This is a genomic window from Aeromonas sp. ANP5 (assembly GCF_963870295.1).
Taxonomy (GTDB): Bacteria; Pseudomonadota; Gammaproteobacteria; order Enterobacterales; family Aeromonadaceae; genus Aeromonas; species Aeromonas veronii.
The window spans coordinates 1-18,660 of sequence record NZ_CAWMRY010000001.1; the positions used below are offsets into that span (position 1 = coordinate 1).

An 18,660-nucleotide genomic window follows, 5' to 3' on the forward strand; every position below is an offset into this window, starting at 1 on the left:
CGGGACAAAGGGATGAAAAAAGGCGCCATCCAGCTGGAGGCGCCAAACACATTCAGATGACAGACTGGGTCAAACCGGTGAGATTTGAGCCCCTCTTCCCGCAGAGGAAGAAACACAACACCACAATCGCAGTCGAAAGACTCACTAAAAACACATGTAAACCAACACGTAGTAGAAAATGTGAGCCATATGACGACTGATTGCTGGGCGAATTATGTTTATTCACTGGTCGACCCGCAACCGACAAATTATAATGCGCCCCATTAGAAAAACTCATCGTCGGCTGGTGTCATGTCTCGTCGTTTACCCCCGCTCAATGCCCTCAAAGCCTTTGAAGCAGCGGCTCGTCACTTAAGCTTTACCCGCGCAGCAGAAGAGTTGTTTGTGACTCAGGCTGCCATCAGTCACCAGATCAAGGCGCTGGAGGAGTATCTTGGCATCAAGCTGTTCCGCCGCAAAAATCGCTCCTTGTTGCTGACCGAAGAGGGGCAGGGCTATTTCCTGGATATCAAGGACATCTTTGCCTCCATCTCTGAGGCGACCGACAAGCTGCTGGCCCGCAGTGCCAAGGGGGCGTTGACTGTCAGTTTGCAGCCGAGTTTCGCCATCCAGTGGCTGGTGCCGCGGCTGGTCAAGTTCAGCGAGCGCCACCCCGATATCGACGTGCGGATCAAGGCGGTCGATCTCGACGAAGGGTCGCTCACCGACGATGTAGATGTGGCCATCTACTACGGGCGCGGAAACTGGCCGGGTCTGCGCTCGGACAAGCTGCATACCGAATACCTGATCCCGGTCTGCTCCCCCTTGCTGCTGACCGGGCCCAAGCCACTGCGTACGCCGCAAGATTTGACACTTCATACCCTGCTGCACGATACCTCCCGCCGCGACTGGAAGGCCTGGTTCCGCCAGCTCGATATCGATGCACCCAACGTCAATCAGGGGCCCATCTTCAGCCACTCCACCATGGTGATCCAGGCGGCGATCCACGGCCAGGGGGTGGCGCTTGGCCACAGCGTGCTGGCACAACCCGAGATTGAGGCCGGCCGCCTTATCTGCCCATTCGAGCAGGTGCTGGTGAGCAAAAATGCTTTCTATCTGGTGTGTCAGGAGCAACAGTCGGATCAGGGCAAGATCGTTGCCTTCCGCGATTGGATGCTGGAGCTGGTGGAGCAGGAAGAGGCGCGTCGCAGGGCAAGGCTCGCCGATGCCTGATGTAATCCGCGAGGGGGCAATTGATGCCCCCGTTCGCATTTTGCTGGCCCACGGGGCAGGCGCGGGGATGGATCATGCCTTTCTTGCCGAGTTGTCACGCCTGCTGGCTGGCCTCGACATCGAAGTGGTGCGCTTCAACTTTCCCTACATGACAAAGCGTGCACAGGATGGCAAGCGCCGCCCGCCTGACAGGGCGCCTGTGCTGCTTGCTCATTGGCGCGACATGATCCGCGAGTTTGCCCATCCACGGCTGTTTCTGGCGGGCAAGTCGATGGGCGGGCGGATGGCGGCGGAACTGTACAGCGAAGGCGAGGGTGAGATGAATGCTGCAGGATTGCTCATTCTCGGGTATCCTTTCCACCCTCCGGCCAAGCCCGACAGCTGGCGAGGCGAGGTACTCAAGCATATTGCAGTACCAACCCTGCTGTTGCAGGGGGAGCGCGACACCTTCGGTAGTCGTGCCGAACTGGCCGATTTCCCCTTCTCACCCGCCGTATCGGTCCATTGGTTGACCGATGGTGATCATGGGTTCAAACCGCGTAAAGCCAGTGGCGTGAGTGAGCAGGAGAATATGCAGCATGCAGCGGCGGCCATCAGCCATTTTGTGGCTCGACATGGATAGCACGAGAGGGTTGGTTTGATTGCCAGCCGTGATGAGAGAGGGAGAGTGAGGATGCAGATCCATCGACATTGGCTGATACTGGCTGGTCTCTTCGGGTTGACGGCCACCATGCTGGGGGCTTATGGCGCCCATGGATTGGCGGCGACCGGCATTACGCCCGAGCGTCTGGCGGCATTCAATACCGCCGTGCAATATCAGTTTTTTCACGCATTGGCCCTGCTGGTTCTGGGCTGGTGTGGTGTGCGCAGCAGGGTGATCCACCTGGCTGGCACCGCTTTTGTGCTGGGGATCATCGGATTCTCCGGCAGTATTTACGCCATGGTGCTGCTTGGCAGCAAGGGGCTGGGGTTGATTACTCCGGCCGGTGGCCTCTGTTTTATGTTGGGATGGGCGGCCCTCTGCTGGGCTGGCTGTCGTCTTGGAGGAAAAAATGAATAATCTGCTGCTTTATTGCCGCCCCGGTTTTGAGAAAGAGGCGGCTGCAGAGATCACCGAGCGTGCCGGTAACATGCAGTGCTACGGTTTCGCCCGGGTCAAGGACGACAGCGGTTATGTGATCTTCGAACTGTATGACGAGGAGCAGGCGGACCTGCTGGCTCGCAAGCTGCCGTTCCGCGAGCTTATCTTTATCCGTCAGATGCTGGTGGTCACCCACGATCTGAAGGATCTGGATGTTGCGGATCGGATCACCCCCATCATCGACGCAGTTCGCGAATACACCATTTGTGGCGATTTGCGGGTCGAAACTGCTGACACCAATGAAGCGAAAGAGCTGTCGGCCTTCTGCCGCAAGTTCACCGTGCCGCTGCGTCAGGCGCTGCGCAACAACGAGATCCTGACCAAGAAGGAGACGCCGAACCGCCCGGTGTTCCACGCCTTCTTCATGGCCAATGATCACGTGTTGCTGGGCTACTCCTATTCGTTCAACAACTCCGGATTCCACATGGGGATCCCGCGCTTGCGCTTCCCGGCCGATGCACCGAGCCGCTCCAGCCTCAAGCTGGAAGAGGCCTTTTACGTGTTCGTGCCGCGAGAAGAGTGGGATACGCGTCTCTGCTCCGGCCTGAAGGCGGTAGATCTGGGGGCCTGCCCGGGTGGCTGGACCTATCAGCTGGTGCGTCGTGGCATGATGGTGACGGCGGTCGACAATGGCATGATGGCCCAATCCCTGATGGATACTGGTCAGGTCAAGCATATCCGGGATGACGGTTTCGTCTGGCGTCCGAGCAAGAAGAACACCTACTGGCTGGTGTGCGACATGGTCGATAAACCGGCGCGGGTCGTCCACATGATTGCGGACTGGTTCCGGGAGAATGATTGCCAGGAGGCGATGTTCAACCTCAAGCTGCCGATGAAGAAGCGTTATGCCGAATCGGTGCACAATATCGAGGTATTGCGCGAGATGCTCAAGGAGATCGACAACGCGTTCGTGATCCAGGCCAAGCAGCTCTACCACGATCGTGAAGAGATCACCGTGCATGTCTACAACAAGTACTGGGTTTCCAAGCTCGAGCCCAAGGCGTGATGTAGCCGTTCAGCCCATATGATAAATACCAAGGCCGACAGGGAAACCTGTCGGCCTTTTGCTATTCGGCTGCCGGAAAATATCAGAAACGGTAATCGAGGCGCAGGGAGGATTCGTCGTCGGTCACCTTGATCTCTATCTGCAGCGGGATGGTTTTGTCGACCGGATTGAACTGCATTTTGATGCCATCCCCTCTCAGTCTGATTGCCGTATGCAGTCCACCGGCTTTGAATTTGACCTTGGGTCTGAAGCGTTCAATCGACAGACTGATGCTCTTTTCCGGGGTCAGATTGAGCTGCGGGTAGGAGGTGATCTTTTGATTGCCAAAGTTGTCGGTGGAGACTTCAATACCAAACGACAGGGGTTTGGGTGCCTTGAGCAGGTCGTTGGTATCCAGGCTCGAGCGCCATACCTCGGTGGCAGTCCGTTTTTCCTGCTGCGGCAGTTTGGCTGTTTGGGTTAATTGAGCCTGTTCGAAGGCACTTGCAGTACCACAAACCAGCATCAGACCCGACACCAGATAGCACCCGTATCCCTTCATGAAAAACACTCCCTGTTCTTCTTCTCTATTGAACATAGTTGCTGTTTGGGGAGTGGCAAAGGATTCGGAAGTATAAAAAAGGGAGCCGAAGCTCCCTTTTAAAATCAATGAATTAACTCACAGACGATCGATGATGGCCTGGGTGAATTCGCTGGTGGAAGCCGTGCCGCCCAGATCGCGGGTGACCCGATCACCAGATTCGATGGTAGCTCGTACCGCCTCGCGGATCCGCTCTGCTTTATCCTGCATGCCGAGGTACTCCAGCATCTGGATGGAGGCGAGGATCACCGAGGTCGGGTTTGCAATGTTCTTGCCTGCAATGTCGGGGGCAGAGCCGTGGACCGCTTCGAAGATGGCCGCGCCATCGCCGATGTTGGCGCCAGGCGCCATGCCAAGGCCGCCAACCAGACCGGCGCAGAGATCCGAGAGGATGTCGCCGAACAGGTTGGTGGTGACCATGACATCGAAACGCTCCGGATACATCACCAGATTCATGCAGGCGGCATCGACGATCATCTCTTCGCTCTGGATATCCGGGTAGTGGTTGGCGATTTCACGTGCCACTTCGAGGAACAGGCCGGAGGTTGACTTGAGGATGTTCGCCTTGTGGATGATGGTGACCTTCTTGCGCCCTTCCTGACGGGCCAGCTCGAAGGCGAACTTGACGATGCGCTCGGCCCCTTCGCGGGTGATGATGCTCATCGCCTCGGCACTCTTGTTGTCATCACTGCGCTTCTGACCTGCACCCGAGTACATCCCTTCGGTGTTTTCACGCACCGTGATGATGTCGATGTTGTCGTAACGGCTTCTGGTGCCCTTGAAGGAGATGACCGGACGCACGTTGGCGTAGAGGTTGAACTTCTTGCGCAGGGAGACGTTGATGGAGGTAAAACCGCCGCCGACCGGTGTGGTCAATGGCCCTTTCAGGCTCACCTTGTTCTTCTCAATCAGATCTAGGGTAGCCTGGGGCAGCAGCTCGCCATGCTTCTCGAGGGCAACCAGACCCGCATCAGCGTATTCGTACTCAAAATCACAGCCTGCGTGGGTCAGGATCTGGATGGCTGATTCAATGATGCTGGGGCCGATGCCGTCGCCGGGGATCACGGTAATTTTTCTTTTGGACATGAGAGGGTTCCACTTCCAGGGTATAGGGGAGGATGGGGCTGCTTTATAGCATTTACTCAGCAAACCAACCACATTCCTTTACATTCTACTCACTTTTATCAACAGCGAGGGTGAGTCTCGTCATGGTTCACGCCCTTGCCTGCATTTTTGTTCGGCACTTTAGTCTGGCTGGGGCGGGTAGCGGATGTCCCGCAGGTTGAATCCCAGCGGAATATCCCGCTGCAAGCGCACCAGCCGCTGGGCCAGCAGGGCCTCATCCTGATGTTGGCGCAGCTTGATCAGTGGCTTGGCGGCGTCCTCTTGCTGGCAGGTCTCGAGCATGGCTGCCAGATTGCCATATTTCTGCAACAGCTGGGTGGCGGTCTTGGGGCCAATCCCCGGAACCCCCTTGATATTGGAACCGCTGATACCGGTCAGGGCCCAGAAGTCGACCAGCTGAGCAGGGGCTACCCCATATTGCTGCTGGACGAAGGCCGCATCCAGCCAGCGCTTGTTGAAGTAGTCGCGCACCCGGATCTGCGGGCAGATCAGTTGGCAGAAGCCCTTGTCGGTGGAGATGATGGTCGCCTGATGGCCATGGCTGGCGATGCCGCAGGCGAGAGTGGCGATAAGGTCATCCGCTTCATCTGTCTCGGAGAGCAGGGCATCGACACCGCACTTCCAAAAGGCATCCTGCAGGGTCGCCAGCCCTTCACGCAGTTCGGGGGGCATGGGAGTTCGCCCCTCCTTGTAGGCCGGATAGACCTCCTTGCGCCAGCTATGCACCTCGCCATCAAACACGGCAATGACATGGGTCGGCTCGCTATTGGCCAGCAGCTTGCGGCAGGTATTGATAAGGTTGGCTCGGGTGGCAACCAGCGCCTGGGCAGGGGTCAGTGCCTGCTGGGCCTGTACCGCGTGCAGACGGCGAATGAGGTTGAGAGCATCGATGATGAGCAGGTGTGGCCGGATAGTTGACATGGGGCACTCTTGGCGGTCGGGACGCCCCATTGTAACAAACCGCTCGCCTTATGGGGGATTGATGGTAGTCGGGAAGGTATTGAGCCAATAAAGAGGGGCGCCGCTGCGCCCCTCTGTCGATGATGTATCTGTACCCTAGCGGACGATTTCGTAGCAGGGCACATACTGGCTGCCTGGCAGCTTCATCCGCTGCTGCTTGACGAAGCTCTCCAGCAGTTTGTCCATCAGGTGCATCAGCTCCTTGTCGCCGTGCAGCTTGAAGGGGCCCTTCTTCTCGATGGCGCGAATGCCCCCTTCCTTGACGTTGCCGGCGACGATGCCGGAGAAGGCACGACGCAGGTTGGCGGCCAGCAACTGGGGCGGCTGGTTGCGGTGAAGATCCAGACTGGCCATGCTGGCGTGATCCGGTTCGAAGGGGAGCTGGAACTCCGGCTCAATCTTGAGGGACCAGTTGAAGGAGTAGGCATCGCCGACCGATTTGCGGTATTCGCGGATTTTTGGCATCGCCTCCTTCATCACCCGGGCTACTTCCGGCGCATCGCCGACAATGATCCGGTAGAGCTTGGTCGCCGGTTCACCGAGGGTCGCCTTGATGAAGTCGTCGATGGCACGGAAGTAGTCGGCACTCTCTTTCGGGCCGGTCAGGATGATGGGCATCGGCTGCCGCTCGTTGGCCGGATGCATCATGATGCCGAGCAGATAGAGCAGCTCTTCGGCGGTGCCGACCCCCCCCGGGAAGATGATGATGCCGTGGCCGAGGCGTACGAAGGCTTCCAGCCGTTTCTCGATATCCGGCAGGATCACCAGCTCGTTGACGATGGGGTTGGGCGGTTCGGCCGCGATGATGGAGGGCTCGGTCAGGCCGATGTAGCGCCCGTTGCGCACCCGCTGTTTGGCATGGCCGACGGCGGCTCCCTTCATCGGGCCCTCCATGGCGCCAGGGCCACAGCCGGTACAGATGTTCAGCTCACGCAAGCCCAGCTCGCTACCCACGGCACGGGTGTACTGGTATTCGATCTCGTTGATGGAGTGGCCACCCCAGCAGACGATCAGGTTGGGATCGGCGCCGGGCAGGATCACCTTGGCGTTGCGCAGAATGGCGAACACCACGTTGGAGATGTGAGTGGAGTTGGTCAGATTGACCTGGCGGTTGGACTCGAGCTGATTGGAGACATAGAGAATGTCGCGCAGCACCGAGAAGAGGTGCTCCTGAATGCCGCGAATGATCTCGCCATCGACAAAGGCGTGCTCGGGGGCATTGAACAGTTCCAGCTTGACCCCGCGCTCGCGCCGGATCACATGAATATCGAACGATTTGAAGCGCTCCAGGATCTCCTTGGAGCTGTCGGTATGGCTACCTGAATTGAGCACTGCCAGCGAGCAGTTGCGAAACAGTTGATAGATATCGCTGGAGGCAGTCTGCTTGAGGCGATCCACCTCGAGCTGTGACAGCAAATCCATGCTGCCGACGGGATTGATGTGCGTAATCATAGGTTCCCCTTTACTCACTTGTTATCGTTGTGTTTTTCCCTGGGGAGAAAAGGGGACGCTATGTTGCATCCCCTGAGATCGATAGTAGTGGTAACAGAGGGTGGAGGGAAATAGGGCGACGACTGTTCGCTGTTTTTTTGACCGTTTGTCAGGCCAGTGTCACTTGATCCCGACCGGTGTGCTTGGAGTGGTAGAGCGCCTTGTCCGCCCGCTCGAACACATCTGACGGGTTGTCCCCATCCTTGAACAGGGTTGCACCGATGGAGATGGTGATCTCCACCTTGGCATCGCGAAAACGGAACGGGATGCTCTTGATGGTCTGGCGCAGGGTCTCCAGCGGCTTCTGGAACTTGTCCGGGTTGATGTTGGGCAGCAACACCACGAACTCTTCTCCACCAAAACGGGCGATGAAGTCGGTGTCACGCAGTGCACTCTGCAGCGCTTTGGCGACCACTTTCAGTGCCTTGTCACCCGCCATATGGCCGTAGTTGTCATTGATATTCTTGAAGTGATCGATGTCGATGATCGCCATACAGAGCGGAGTGCGGTAACGAAGCCAACGTTTGTACTCCTGCTCCAGCCGTTCATCGAGGGCGGCCCGGTTGTGTACCTGGGTCAGGCTGTCGAGGAACAGCTTGTGTTTTTGAATGGTCAGCCGCTTCTTGTACTCAGCGGTCTCCTCCTTCATCAAGCGCAGCTTGGACTCCATGGTGGAGAGGCGGGTGAGCAGGTGACGCTCTCGCGCCGCTGTGCTGTCACGCTCTTGCAGCAGCAGGTTGATGGCGCCCATATGGCCGGAGATGGCGCGCTTGAGCGCATCGATGGAGTTATGGCTGGCCAGGGAGTGATCGATCGCCTGCAACTCGTTGACCAGCGCCTCGCGGGTCTCGCGGGTTTCGTTTTGCAGCGCACGCCCCTCATCGAGGGATTCGGTAAACCCGACATGTACTGCGGAGAGGCTTTCGTTGAGGGAGCTGAGGAAGGCACGGGAGGCTTTACGCTCCTCACGGGTGCCTTCGATGATGAGCTCGATCACCTGCAGGCAGGTTTCCGCCAGCAGGGCAGGGTTGATCCCGATCAGCAGTTGGCGGCGAATGTCGCTCAGGCTCTCGCCGATGGCACCGGCAAAGTCGAGTTCGGTGATAAGCCGCTGCAGCTCATCGGCGATACGGGCGTGATCCTTGAGATCAAACGGGTCGACATCGGGTTGGCCATCGTTGCTGGCAGTATCGCTTTCTTGTTGAGTTGCACCTGAAGGTGCCAACAGGGGTTGGCTTGGCAGCAGCTGGATCTTGATCGCCTGCTGGTAGAACTCCAGCAGCTTGATCACCTTTTTCTGGTGATCGGCAATGCCGTAACCGGCGGGACTTGCCAGAAATTCCTTGAGGGACTTGCGGGTCTCTTCCGGGAAGCCCTTGATGTTTTTCAGCTGTTTGGAACCAAGCTCGATGGCGGTCTGGGTCAGGGTGATCGACTCTTCCAGCGCATTGCTGTGCTGCTGCAGCAGTTTTTCAATGGCCAGCAGATCCTCGTCTAGCGCGGTAAATGCGGGATTGTTATCCAGTTTCTGCTTGAGCTTGGCGAAGCGATTGTCCAGCTCGCGGTCGAAGCCACGGCAGGAGAGCATCAACTTGTTGATAAACTGGATGCCGCGAGCACGCTCTGCATCGGAAAACGACAGCACGCCGTCGAGTTCCAGCTGTTTCTGCTGAAGGGATTCCCTGAGTCTTGCCAATTGTCCTGCTACGGCAGCGATGTCATTCATTATCAGGTCGCCCTGTTGTCATTATTGTTTTTGGTGTTGGATAGCAACAGTGGTCGAACCTGGTTTCGATCCTCGCCTGTTATCTACATTATTTCCTGGTGGTTATCGGCTGCCGGCTTCCTTGCAAGGCTGGGCCAATTAACCCATTGCTTTTCATGAGAAGAATTGACTTTTACCAGTCCCTTGTCAATTGCCATCAGGCCGCATTGCCACACATCTCCATTAAAAAATGCCGCTTGTTGGCAATCGATCGCCGCGAGCTCCAACCAGGCGTTTTGCTGGCATTTTTCACTGAGCTGAATGGCTCCCGACAGGGCGAGATAGCAGAGGTCAAACAGGCCATTGTGATCGAGCGCGGTCGCCGCTTTCGGCAGGAAGGGGTGACTGACAATCCCGAGGCTGATCCGGCGATCCAGCGGATAGTTGCAAGGGAAGGCGGCGATGGCGGTCAGCAGGTCTCCCGCCAGTTGATGCAGGTTGGTCACATGGCGCTGTGGCACCACATAGAGCATGTGTCCTTCACGCAAGTCATAGATACGGCCATCTTGCGGGGTCAGGGTGTCCATATAGGCACCAAAGGCCTGCTCGATTTCTCTGCTGGCCTGATAGCCGTGGCGCTCCAGCGTGTTGACCAGAAAGGGCACCCGGAACAGCAGATAGTGCAGCTTGTCATCGAACTCGCTGGAGGGCTGTTCACTGAGGTACCAGCGATCCGATTTCAGCTGGCGCTTTGCCATCTCCCTCGGCCAGCGGTTCATCAGACGCTGCCAGTTGGCTAGCCCCGAACGTGGCTCGATCAGCAGGGCCTCATTGGTCCGTTTCAGTTGCAGGCGGGCAGTACGCAGCTTGAGCCAGAGGGTGAAGAAGAGGTAGATAAAAAGCGCCAGCAGCAGGCTGGTGGTGATACTCGACCAGAGATAGCGCTCCTGCTGATGCTGGCTGTTGTTAAGCCGCTGCTCCAGCTCCTTGATATGTTGCACCCGCTCGACCTGGACATAGTTGTCACGGATCGCCGCCTGCTCCATGGCCTGTTCCTGCTGGCGCACCTCTTCGCCAAGACGGTGGAAGCGCTTGTAGCTGTCGAGTGCCTGACGCAGATACCCCTTCTGCTCATAGGCTAGCGACAACAGGCGGAATACCTCGTACTGACGGCGGGTATCGCCGAGCTGATTGGCCAGCGCGCGGGCGTTCTCCAACTGCAGAATGGCGATGGCGGCCTCCTGCTTCTTCAGATAGAGCTCGCCGAGCAGCAACAGGGTATCGATCAGCGGCTCTTTGGCATCGCTCAGCTCATGGGACTGACGGGCCGCATTGAGGTAGTTGCTGGCCAGCGAGAGGTTGCCGCTTTGCAGGTAGGTTTTGCCGATTTCGTATTTGAGCAGGGAGGCTTGCGGTCGGTTGCTCCCCTCATCGAGCAGATCCAGCGCATTAAAGAAGTAGACCAGCGCCATATTGAGGTCGCCCTGCTCGCGGTTGAGTCGCGCCAGCACCATGAGGGAGTCGCACAGCAGGGAGGGGTTGCCGATGGAGTGGAAGTAGTTGGCCGCCTCATTGGCATACTGCAGCGCTTTTTGGGGCTCCTGCTCCTGCTGGTAGAGTTTCACTATCTGGTTCGACAGCAGGCCGAGAAAGAGCGGGTCGTTGAGGCTTTTGGCCTGTTGCTGGGCATCGATATATTCCCCCAGCGCCAGTTGCGGCTGCTGCAGCGCGCGATAAAGATCGCCGCTGATGGCGCTGACCCAGGCACTGGCGAGAGGATTGGGGGTGTTGGCGGCCCAGATCCGCGCATCTGCCAAGTGGGCCTTGGCATCATCGAAGTGCTGGTTCTCGATGTCGTAGCTGGTGCGTTGCAGGCGGCCATAGATCTGCAACTGGCTCTGCTTGAGCGTGGGGACGGCCAGCTGCTCGTCCAGTTGATCCATCAGGGCGCGGTTGGTGCTCTGGTTATCCGGTTTGAGGGCCTGACTGCGGATCTTGAGATAGAGGCCGTGCGCCTTGAGTTCCGGTTGCCGCTCTTTGTCTGCCAGCGCCATCGCCTTGTCGAGCGCTTGCTGGGTGGCCTGATATTGGCCCAGTTGCAGCAGACACTCCCCTTTGAGCAGATGGGCGCCGATGGTCTGGGCTGCCGTGCTGTAACTCAGGATGGGTTCGCGATAACCGAACTCCTGGCGATTGCTGATGATTTGCTGGGGATTATTGGCTGCGCGCGTCAGGAAGGCGGTGGTGATCTGGACGCATCTGGCAGGATCGGTCAGTACCATCGATTGCGCTTGTTGCAGATCGATAGAGAGTTGCTCCTTGTCCAGATCCAGATTCGGAGCTGACAGGGAGGACATCATCATGGCCAGAAAAAACAGTTGATTCATTGGATTAAGGACGGCGCAGAGGTGTTGGCATGTTATCCAAGCCCCCCCCTGCGAGTCCAGCGTTTACTGTGGTTTGCTGGTGGCCGGCAAGTGGGTTTCGTCTGGATTTTATTATCCAGCCCCCTTATCCCAGCTGCGTAAAGCATCGATTGAAACCTTTTTACCAGTCATGGAGGGCAGTGCGACTGCCCTCTCTGTCGCAACTCGACTTTATTGGCGGATCAGACGCAGGTTGGCGGGCACGGCTTCGAAATCGGAGCGGAACGGGTTGATGTCGAGGCCGCCGCGGCGGGTATAGCGGGCATAGACGGTCAACTGCTCAGGCTGGCAATAGTGCTTGAGGTCGATAAAGATCCGCTCGATGCACTGCTCGTGGAACTCGTTGTGCTGGCGGAACGAGATGAGATAGCGCAGCAGCTTCTCCCGATCGAGTTTCGGCCCCTTGTAGCGGATCACCACAGAGCCCCAGTCGGGCTGGCTGGTGACCAGACAGTTGGATTTGAGCAGGTGGCTGTGCAGGGTCTCCTCGACCAGCTCGCTGCCTGCCGCCCCTTGCAGCAGGGACGCATCAAACTCGTAATTGTCTACCTCGATATCCTGCTCGTCGATGCACTCGCCGGGCAGCTGGGCAATCTGGTGCGGTGCCTTGTCGAGGGGGAACAGGGTCACCTTGACGGTCTCGCCCGCACAGGCGCTCAAATCCCTGGTCAGCATGGCCGTGACTGCCTCGATAGAGTCGCAACGGGTCTGGTTGAAGGAGTTGAGGTAGAGCTTGAAGGATTTGGATTCGATCAGGTTCGCACTGGTGGCCGGGATGGTCACTTCACCCACCGCCACCATCGGCTTGCCCTTGGCATTGAGCCAGGAGAGCTCATAGAGGGTCCAGACATCGCAACCGCTAAAGGGCAGGTCATCGCCCAGCTTGAGATCATCCCGGTTCAGGCTACGTGGAACCGGCTGCAGCAGGGAGGGGGTGTACTGGCTGATGTAATCGGATTGCTGGCCCAGGCTCAGGCCGGTCAGGGCGCTGGCCCCGGCGTATCTATCTTGTTTGCTCACAGGGTTGCTCACGTAATGTGCTCATGATGAGTGGAATGAAACGGGCCATTGCTGGGCCGGATGGTTGCAGCCGTTTGGCTTGGGTGTCGGCCTCTCGGTATCCCGGGTTCTGTTTCCCGGGTCACTAGGTCGGCTGGCAACCTTGTCTGTTACCGGGTTTGGTGGTGCAATAGCGGACTTTGCCAGCAATTGTGGGGATTTTCGATGTCGGATCAAGTTTTGTCTGCCCTGGAGCACTTTTTTGCCCGCTGGCAACGGGATGGCGAGGCCAGACGAGGCCTGCCCCTGTGCGAGTGGGAGGCGGACTGGCGTTCCCCCTGCCAGCTTGGTGAGCCCGCCGATGGTCGGGTGGCCTGGCGTCCTCACCATCGCTCCGAGCCCGCTGACTTTGCAGCCATGGCCGATGCCCTCGAGCTGACAATTCATCCCAGCGCCATTGCCCTGTTCGGGCACTGGTTCAGTCGCCCCATTCCCTGCCTTTTCAAGGGGCTGCGCCTTGAACTGATCCTGCCGTGGAACGACGCGGATCTCGACCTGCTCAGGGAGAACCTCATTGGCCACCTGCTGATGCTGCGCAAGCTAAAACGAACCCCCTCCATCTTTATTGCCACCACCCGCAACGAGATGACGCTCATCTCGCTGGATAACGAGAGTGGTCAGGTGTGGCTGGAGTGGCTCGATTCCGGCCGCCGTCTGCCGTTGGCGCCCTCCTTGCCGGTGTTTCTGGAACGGCTTGAGACGTTGCCGCAATAGCACCTGCTCGAGCCAAGGTTACCCATCGGAACGAAAAGCGCCTTGCCATGCGGCAAGGCTCTTTTTTATGGCATCGCGTACAGGGAGCGCGCTTAATCCTTGAAATCCCAGGAGAGGTTGGAGACCAGACGGCAGCTGTCGCACTTGAAGTCGAAGATCTCGTGCAGTGACTCTGCCAGCGCCCACTCACCGCCACAGCTGGGGCAGGGGCGCGCCTTCTCCTCGGCCGTGCTCAACCCGCCCACCCGATAGAGGTAGTAGTAGGTGGGGATGCCGCTCAGCACTTCCAGCCGCTTGGCCAGATCGGTGCCACGCCTGTAGAGGCGGCTGCCCACTTCGCCGATTTCGTGCAGCGCCGGATGTTCGGCGATGGAGCCGTTCATCTGCAACTGATCGCACGCCTCCCAATCCTCCTGCCACTTGATGATCTGTTTCTGATCGCCGTTGGCGACCGCGGGCAGTTGGTAGAGCGGAATCGGGGCGAAGTGGTCGCCACAGCGCAGCGGCGAGCAGGTATGCAAAAAGCTGGTGTAGAGCAGCATCCAGCTGGGGCGCTCGCCCTGCTGGCCGCAAGGATCTGTGCTGTCGGAGAGCAGATCCGCCCCTTGCAAATGGAGTTTGGGCGCCAGCAGCCCGGCTTGATTGAGCTGCTGCTCAGCCAGTTTGACCTGCTCGCTCTGGTTGTCAGGGTGCAGGCTATCCTGCTCCGGACAGACCACCCGACTGACGAAATAGCCGTCATGCATGCTGGTGGGGAACTCCCGCCCGAGGATCTGACCCTGATAACGCAGCATGTCGAGGTAGTTGACGATGGCCCGCTCGGCGTCGCCAAGGGAGGTATCGCGGTAACACTCAAAGCAGAGTTCGACGATATACATGGTTCAGCCTTGCCCCTGCTGGAGGAGCAGGTCGGTCAGGCGATCCACCTTCTGTTCGATGCGCGCGAGCTGTTCGGCGAGTTGCTGCAGGGTGAGCGCCGGCGCTGGCTGAGGCACAGCCTCTGGCAGGAGCTCGCTCTCGGCGGTCGCGACGGGTTGCTGCTTCCACTGGCTCAGCACTTTCAGCAGCTCGGCCATCGGCACGGGCTGGGTAAGGCGGGCCTTGATCATGGCGGTGGTGGGTGTCAGGCCCTTGGCGGCCAGCTCGTTGGCAATTCGGATGATCTCGTGGGCGGACATAAGCATGCTCTGGGTGAGAAGGAGGGATCGATATCGGGGCGGGATCTTAACCAAAGCCAGCAAGGGAGGAAAGGGGCGGGCGGCTTAGCGGGGCTGGCGCAACATCACATCGAGCTGGTCGATCGCCTCGCACCAGTCGGAGTCGTTCCACAGGGCATCGCGCAGAAAGCTAGCCTGGGCGGCGTTCCAGAAACCGGCCTCCGGCAGCAGGGTCTCATTGTCGAGGTGATGGTCGTGCACAAAGCGGTGCAGGCTCAGCTCGTCGTTGGCCATCCCGAGCTGGGCAAACAGGGCTGGCAGATCGTGGACAAGGGGCTCCATCTCGTCTCTCCCTTTGTTTAATCCCTGAGATTATAGACAGGCATAGCCCACGGGCGCAGAGACGAGACAGGGGATCAGGCAGAGGGGATGCGATGGGGGGGCAGATCGACGCCCACAACGTGCAGCCCCTGCATCTTGAGGGTGCCCTGATAGTGGCTCTCGCCATCGCTGGAGAATTCAAACTGATAGTGGGTCAGCAGCCGCAGGGGATTGCGGGCCAGCTCCCGCCGATGGCGGGCCAGTGACAGCAGTTGCAGATCATGGTGCTGGCAGTAGCGGCGCATGTATTGCCAGGCCACTTCTGCCTGTTGGCGTTGCAGCCAGAACAGGCCGGCAATCGCAATCAGCAACAAAATTCCGAGCATCTCTCCCATAGGCGGGCTTCCTTATCGTGATGTCGATAACCGGGAGTCCTGCTCGGCACTCCCGGTCTCCTTTTCAATTTCCCGCCGTGTTGCCTCGTGGCGTGAGGGGGGCGAGGGATCAGGCCGAGGCAAACAGACGGCCGATGGCCTTGCCCAGCGCATCGCTGCGGTCGGGGTCACGCAGTCTGGCCAGCATATCATTGCGCAGGGCCGGTAAAGTGACCAACTCGGCAAAAACCTGATTGAAGAACTGGGTCGGTTGCAGTGCCAGTTGTTCCAGATAGTGGCTGAGCAGATTGGCATCCTTCAGATCGGGCCAGAGCCGGCCAGCGATGGCGAGCAGTAGCGCAGGGCTCGGCTGGGTTTGCAGCAGGGTCAGCAGTTTGTTGGTGCGCAAAGAGCTGCCGGGACAGGAGGCCATGGCGCGGCAGAGGTAGGCCAGGGTCTCCGGGTTGGGGGCGGCGCACTCCTGCTCCTTGCCGATCCGCTCGAGCAGGGCGCCTTGTACTGCCGGCGGCAGCGGGGCGTTTTCAAGGCTCTGGCAGAGAGCGTAGAGCGGCTCTTGCGGCAGTTTGGGCAGTGCCTTGCAAACCAGCGCCAGATTGCGTTCATCATGCAGTCGCTCGGCCAGATCGGCAAAGCCCTGTAGTCCCAGCGTCTGCCAACCGGTGTCGTTGGGGGCGGCCAGATAGTGGCAGAGGGCATCGTAATAGGCGGAAGGGGCCTGCTCCAGCTGGCGCGCCAGCTTGGCGTGCAGACTGGCCATCTTGGCCTCCGCCGGGCGGAAGGTGTAGGGATTGTCGGCCAAGCGCTGGGCTTTTTCCTCGTCCAGATCGCCGGTGAGCTTGTAGCCCAGGGTCTCCACCACCTGATCCATGAACAGCTTGGGACCATTTGACATCAGCAGGCCGCGCTCATCGAGGGCGAACTTGAGGAACCAGAGGTAGTGGCGAGACTCGCTCGGCTGGAAGAAGTGCACGCCAAGCCAGGCGTGCTGTTGCAGCGGCCAGGGATAGGGCTCCTGCTGCTTTTCGATGCGCACAAAGGTATCGCTTGCCAGTGACCGCACCTGGCGGCCCATGTCAAACAGCTGGAACTGGGTGCCAGCCTGAGTCAGAAATTCGGTCAAGGTATTGATGGCAGTAGGCGTCGCAGACATGGTGAGATCCGGCTAATGGTGATGCGGGCCGATTATAAGGCCCTTGTCGAGGATAGCCAGTGGCAGCAGACGTGCGCTGCGGCAGATATCAACATGGCAGCCATGCGGGGGGAGGTGTATAGTAACGCCCTTTTTTAACGGCGGCAGGCCGCGCTGGCTGCCGTGTATGTCGATGAGCCGACTGAATCGCCGGTGCTGCGCGACCGAATGTACCGGCATCCTGGCTGGCCCTGTCGGATCAGCGGATCAATCTGTGGTTATGAGGAAGAGAGCGAGATGAATCAATATTTGCTGGTAGCTGGCCTGTTGGGGGAACTCACCGCCGAGTTGCAGCGCCTTGAGCGCTGGCAAGCTGACCATCCCGGTGACGAAGCCCTGGCAAGCACCCTGCCTTTTTGTGTCGATACCCTGAGCTTTGATCAGTGGCTGCAGTTCGTGCTGATCCCGCGCATGGAGCAGCTGGTGATGTTGCAGGCTCCGCTGCCCACCAGCGTCTCCCTCTATCCCATGGCCAGCGAAGTCTACAAAGAGGATCTGGCCGAGGCAGAAGCGCTGCTGCGCCTGATCGCCCGCTTCGACCTGCTGCTTTCCGGCAAAGTGATTGAACAATGATGCCAGATCAAACCCGAGAAGAGAGTGACCTGAAGCTGACCCTGCTCTATCAGGATGAGTGGCTGGTGGCGGTCAACAAGCCGTCCGGTCTGCTGGTGCACCGCAGCTGGCTCGACAAGGGTGAGACCCGTTTTGCCATGCAGATGACCCGGGATCTCATCGGTGGTCGCCATGTCTATCCGGTGCATCGCCTTGACCGTCCCACCTCCGGCGTGCTGCTGTTTGCGCTCGATCCGGTGATTGCCCGCGCACTCACCGAAGCCTTCACCCAACGTCAGGTGCACAAGGAGTATCTGGCATTGGTGCGTGGCTGGGCGCCCGAGCAGGGGGTGATCGACTATCCCCTCAAGGAGCAGCTGGACAAGATTGCCGATGCCATGAGCAACCCGGATCGCCCGGCGCAGGATGCCGTCACCACCTTCCGGCGCCTGCATCAGGTCGAGCTGCCCCATGCGGTATCCAAAAAGCACCCTACCAGTCGTTACAGTCTGGTCAGATTGTTCCCGAAGACCGGCCGCAAGCATCAGCTGCGCCGCCATATGGATCACCTGTTCCACCCCATCGTCGGGGATACCACCCACGGGGATGGGCGTCACAACCGTTTCTTTCGTGAGCACTTTGGCTGCGAACGGCTGCTGCTGGTGGCCCGCACCCTGAGCTTTACCCATCCGGTGCTCAAGGTGCCGATGCGGATCCAGGCGCCACTCGGTCAGGATATGCTGCGCCTGTTTGCCGAGCTGGGCTGGCCCGCCAGCGAGAGCGACTACTAAGCGCCTGATCCTCAGCCTTGAACCGGTGGCATCTGACGCCAGCTTGCTGATAGAGTTGCTCAAAAGAGTGACTCAAGCAGGGAGAGGAGAATGGCGCAGATCGATATCGTGGTAGGAACTGTCTATGGCGCAGCCATGCTGGTGGCCGAGACCTTGGCAGATGAGCTGGAACGCAAGGGGCATCACTGTTCTCTGCACGAAGAAGCACGGCTGGCGGACATTGACCCCGGCCGTTTTTTATTGCTGGTAAGTGCCACTACAGGACAGGGGGACATTCCTCCCAATCTGCAGCCCTTTGCCAGCGAGCTGGCTGACAAGGCGCCCTGGCTCAAGGGGCTGCGGTATGCCCTGATTGCCATGGGCGACAGCAGCTATGACCATTTTTGTGGTGCGGGCCGTCGGCTGGACGGATTGCTGCAAGAGCTGGGCGCCACGCGAGTGATGCCCCCGCTGGAGCTGGATGCCACCGTGCACGATGAACCCGAACAGGTGGCACTCAGCTGGCTGAAAAAGTGGGATATTCAGCCCTGAATACTCTCTGAAATAGAGCCATATCAATCCCCTGATCCTTAACCGGCAGGGGATTGTTATTTGCACAAATGTCATCTCACTCAGCAAGCATATTTTCCACGCTTATTGTCGATAGTGGCGGAGGGATATTTTCCCCTTTTGGCATTCCATCGGCGTAATGGTTTCAAGCGCACCGCAGACCTGTCCTCCAAATAAAAGTTCAATCTTGAAAGCGATCTCAGTCATGTTTTTGTCATTCGATCGTAAAATAATGACTTTGGTTCAGTCGCGAATTAATTGCTGGTAACGCTTTCAGATTCGTTTTA

20 protein-coding genes are annotated in these 18,660 nt (G+C 58.6%); 8 read left to right on the forward strand and 12 right to left on the reverse strand.

The features are described 5' to 3' along the window. Positions 1-291: 291 nt before the first annotated feature. From AACT07_RS00005 to rlmM, 4 genes are read left to right on the forward strand one after another with little or no spacing between them, the layout of a single operon-like run. A complete protein-coding gene (locus AACT07_RS00005; RefSeq protein ID WP_005338622.1) occupies positions 292-1,212 on the forward strand; it encodes a transcriptional regulator GcvA in 921 nt (306 codons plus the stop codon). Further along, positions 1,205-1,834: an alpha/beta family hydrolase gene (locus AACT07_RS00010; RefSeq protein ID WP_069526221.1), complete on the forward strand. Its 630-nt coding sequence runs from the start codon at positions 1,205-1,207 to the stop codon at positions 1,832-1,834. Before AACT07_RS00005 ends, AACT07_RS00010 begins: the two co-directional genes overlap by 8 nt. Positions 1,835-1,885: 51 nt before the next feature. Continuing rightward, positions 1,886-2,272, forward strand: a complete 387-nt coding sequence (locus AACT07_RS00015; RefSeq protein ID WP_019445902.1) for a DUF423 domain-containing protein — start codon at positions 1,886-1,888, stop codon at positions 2,270-2,272. After that, positions 2,265-3,359 (forward strand): 23S rRNA (cytidine(2498)-2'-O)-methyltransferase RlmM, encoded by a 1,095-nt coding sequence (gene rlmM / locus AACT07_RS00020; RefSeq protein WP_069526222.1) that lies wholly within the window; start codon positions 2,265-2,267, stop codon positions 3,357-3,359. The genes AACT07_RS00015 and rlmM overlap by 8 nt, the downstream gene beginning before the upstream one ends. Positions 3,360-3,441: 82 nt before the next feature. Here the strand turns inward: rlmM and AACT07_RS00025 are convergent, their stop codons facing one another. The 7 genes from AACT07_RS00025 to queF all read right to left on the reverse strand — a co-directional run bounded on the left by AACT07_RS00025 (position 3,442) and on the right by queF (position 12,666). Continuing rightward, entirely contained in the window at positions 3,442-3,900 is a 459-nt protein-coding gene (locus AACT07_RS00025; protein ID WP_069526223.1) for a hypothetical protein, read from the reverse strand. Between the two features lie 117 nt (positions 3,901-4,017). Next, on the reverse strand, positions 4,018-5,025 hold the full coding sequence (locus AACT07_RS00030) for an isocitrate dehydrogenase (RefSeq protein ID WP_069526224.1): 1,008 nt from the start codon (positions 5,023-5,025) through the stop codon (positions 4,018-4,020). A gap of 159 nt (positions 5,026-5,184) precedes the next feature. Next, on the reverse strand, positions 5,185-5,985 hold the full coding sequence (gene xni / locus AACT07_RS00035; RefSeq protein WP_069526225.1) for a flap endonuclease Xni: 801 nt from the start codon (positions 5,983-5,985) through the stop codon (positions 5,185-5,187). A gap of 135 nt (positions 5,986-6,120) precedes the next feature. Next, entirely contained in the window at positions 6,121-7,476 is a 1,356-nt protein-coding gene (gene ppnN / locus AACT07_RS00040; RefSeq protein ID WP_005338611.1) for a nucleotide 5'-monophosphate nucleosidase PpnN, read from the reverse strand. Positions 7,477-7,624: 148 nt separating this feature from the next. Further along, the gene (locus AACT07_RS00045; RefSeq protein ID WP_040068492.1) at positions 7,625-9,241 is read right to left on the reverse strand and encodes a GGDEF domain-containing protein; all 1,617 of its coding nucleotides are present in this window, start codon (positions 9,239-9,241) and stop codon (positions 7,625-7,627) included. A gap of 83 nt (positions 9,242-9,324) precedes the next feature. Next, positions 9,325-11,607, reverse strand: a complete 2,283-nt coding sequence (locus tag AACT07_RS00050; RefSeq protein ID WP_069526226.1) for a tetratricopeptide repeat protein — start codon at positions 11,605-11,607, stop codon at positions 9,325-9,327. A gap of 210 nt (positions 11,608-11,817) precedes the next feature. Further along, positions 11,818-12,666, reverse strand: coding sequence for an NADPH-dependent 7-cyano-7-deazaguanine reductase QueF (gene queF / locus AACT07_RS00055; protein ID WP_069526355.1), 849 nt, complete (start codon positions 12,664-12,666; stop codon positions 11,818-11,820). Positions 12,667-12,870: 204 nt separating this feature from the next. Between queF and syd the strand changes: the two genes are divergently transcribed. Beyond that, positions 12,871-13,419, forward strand: a complete 549-nt coding sequence (syd, locus tag AACT07_RS00060) for a SecY-interacting protein (protein ID WP_069526227.1) — start codon at positions 12,871-12,873, stop codon at positions 13,417-13,419. A 92-nt stretch (positions 13,420-13,511) separates the two neighbouring features. Here syd and AACT07_RS00065 read toward each other — a convergent pair whose 3' ends face one another. From AACT07_RS00065 to AACT07_RS00085, 5 genes are all read right to left on the reverse strand, one after another. Then, positions 13,512-14,297 carry a Zn-ribbon-containing protein gene (locus AACT07_RS00065; RefSeq protein WP_069526228.1) on the reverse strand — a complete coding sequence of 262 codons (786 nt, stop codon included), beginning with the start codon at positions 14,295-14,297 and terminating at the stop codon, positions 13,512-13,514. A 3-nt stretch (positions 14,298-14,300) separates the two neighbouring features. Continuing rightward, a complete protein-coding gene (locus AACT07_RS00070) occupies positions 14,301-14,597 on the reverse strand; it encodes a DNA-binding protein (protein WP_069526229.1) in 297 nt (98 codons plus the stop codon). A gap of 84 nt (positions 14,598-14,681) precedes the next feature. Continuing rightward, complete coding sequence (locus tag AACT07_RS00075; RefSeq protein WP_005338602.1) at positions 14,682-14,918, reverse strand: DUF2789 family protein; 237 nt, start codon at positions 14,916-14,918, stop codon at positions 14,682-14,684. Positions 14,919-14,992: 74 nt separating this feature from the next. Then, positions 14,993-15,292, reverse strand: a complete 300-nt coding sequence (locus AACT07_RS00080; protein WP_069526230.1) for a DUF3301 domain-containing protein — start codon at positions 15,290-15,292, stop codon at positions 14,993-14,995. Positions 15,293-15,401: 109 nt separating this feature from the next. Continuing rightward, positions 15,402-16,442 carry a DUF3549 family protein gene (locus AACT07_RS00085; RefSeq protein ID WP_069526231.1) on the reverse strand — a complete coding sequence of 347 codons (1,041 nt, stop codon included), beginning with the start codon at positions 16,440-16,442 and terminating at the stop codon, positions 15,402-15,404. 276 nt (positions 16,443-16,718) lie between these two features. Between AACT07_RS00085 and AACT07_RS00090 the strand changes: the two genes are divergently transcribed. The 3 genes from AACT07_RS00090 (at position 16,719) to AACT07_RS00100 (ending at position 18,355) form a co-directional block, all read left to right on the forward strand. Continuing rightward, positions 16,719-17,054 (forward strand): YqcC family protein, encoded by a 336-nt coding sequence (locus AACT07_RS00090; RefSeq protein WP_005338596.1) that lies wholly within the window; start codon positions 16,719-16,721, stop codon positions 17,052-17,054. Next, positions 17,051-17,824: a tRNA pseudouridine(65) synthase TruC gene (gene truC / locus AACT07_RS00095; protein WP_069526232.1), complete on the forward strand. Its 774-nt coding sequence runs from the start codon at positions 17,051-17,053 to the stop codon at positions 17,822-17,824. Before AACT07_RS00090 ends, truC begins: the two co-directional genes overlap by 4 nt. A gap of 90 nt (positions 17,825-17,914) precedes the next feature. Beyond that, positions 17,915-18,355 (forward strand): flavodoxin, encoded by a 441-nt coding sequence (locus tag AACT07_RS00100; protein WP_019445214.1) that lies wholly within the window; start codon positions 17,915-17,917, stop codon positions 18,353-18,355. The last annotated feature ends 305 nt before the right edge of the window (positions 18,356-18,660 follow it).

Bases quoted from the DNA above. Each gene is read 5' to 3' on its own strand.
- AACT07_RS00005 (WP_005338622.1), top strand. From the start codon at position 292: ATGTCTCGTCGTTTACCCCCGCTCAATGCCCTCAAAGCCTTTGAAGCA.
- AACT07_RS00010 (WP_069526221.1), top strand. From the start codon at position 1,205: ATGCCTGATGTAATCCGCGAGGGGGCAATTGATGCCCCCGTTCGCATT.
- AACT07_RS00015 (WP_019445902.1), top strand. From the start codon at position 1,886: ATGCAGATCCATCGACATTGGCTGATACTGGCTGGTCTCTTCGGGTTG.
- rlmM (WP_069526222.1), top strand. From the start codon at position 2,265: ATGAATAATCTGCTGCTTTATTGCCGCCCCGGTTTTGAGAAAGAGGCG.
- AACT07_RS00025 (WP_069526223.1), bottom strand. From the start codon at position 3,900: ATGAAGGGATACGGGTGCTATCTGGTGTCGGGTCTGATGCTGGTTTGT.
- AACT07_RS00030 (WP_069526224.1), bottom strand. From the start codon at position 5,025: ATGTCCAAAAGAAAAATTACCGTGATCCCCGGCGACGGCATCGGCCCC.
- xni (WP_069526225.1), bottom strand. From the start codon at position 5,985: ATGTCAACTATCCGGCCACACCTGCTCATCATCGATGCTCTCAACCTC.
- ppnN (WP_005338611.1), bottom strand. From the start codon at position 7,476: ATGATTACGCACATCAATCCCGTCGGCAGCATGGATTTGCTGTCACAG.
- AACT07_RS00045 (WP_040068492.1), bottom strand. From the start codon at position 9,241: ATGAATGACATCGCTGCCGTAGCAGGACAATTGGCAAGACTCAGGGAA.
- AACT07_RS00050 (WP_069526226.1), bottom strand. From the start codon at position 11,607: ATGAATCAACTGTTTTTTCTGGCCATGATGATGTCCTCCCTGTCAGCT.
- syd (WP_069526227.1), top strand. From the start codon at position 12,871: ATGTCGGATCAAGTTTTGTCTGCCCTGGAGCACTTTTTTGCCCGCTGG.
- AACT07_RS00065 (WP_069526228.1), bottom strand. From the start codon at position 14,297: ATGTATATCGTCGAACTCTGCTTTGAGTGTTACCGCGATACCTCCCTT.
- AACT07_RS00070 (WP_069526229.1), bottom strand. From the start codon at position 14,597: ATGTCCGCCCACGAGATCATCCGAATTGCCAACGAGCTGGCCGCCAAG.
- AACT07_RS00075 (WP_005338602.1), bottom strand. From the start codon at position 14,918: ATGGAGCCCCTTGTCCACGATCTGCCAGCCCTGTTTGCCCAGCTCGGG.
- AACT07_RS00080 (WP_069526230.1), bottom strand. From the start codon at position 15,292: ATGGGAGAGATGCTCGGAATTTTGTTGCTGATTGCGATTGCCGGCCTG.
- AACT07_RS00085 (WP_069526231.1), bottom strand. From the start codon at position 16,442: ATGTCTGCGACGCCTACTGCCATCAATACCTTGACCGAATTTCTGACT.
- AACT07_RS00090 (WP_005338596.1), top strand. From the start codon at position 16,719: ATGAATCAATATTTGCTGGTAGCTGGCCTGTTGGGGGAACTCACCGCC.
- truC (WP_069526232.1), top strand. From the start codon at position 17,051: ATGATGCCAGATCAAACCCGAGAAGAGAGTGACCTGAAGCTGACCCTG.
- AACT07_RS00100 (WP_019445214.1), top strand. From the start codon at position 17,915: ATGGCGCAGATCGATATCGTGGTAGGAACTGTCTATGGCGCAGCCATG.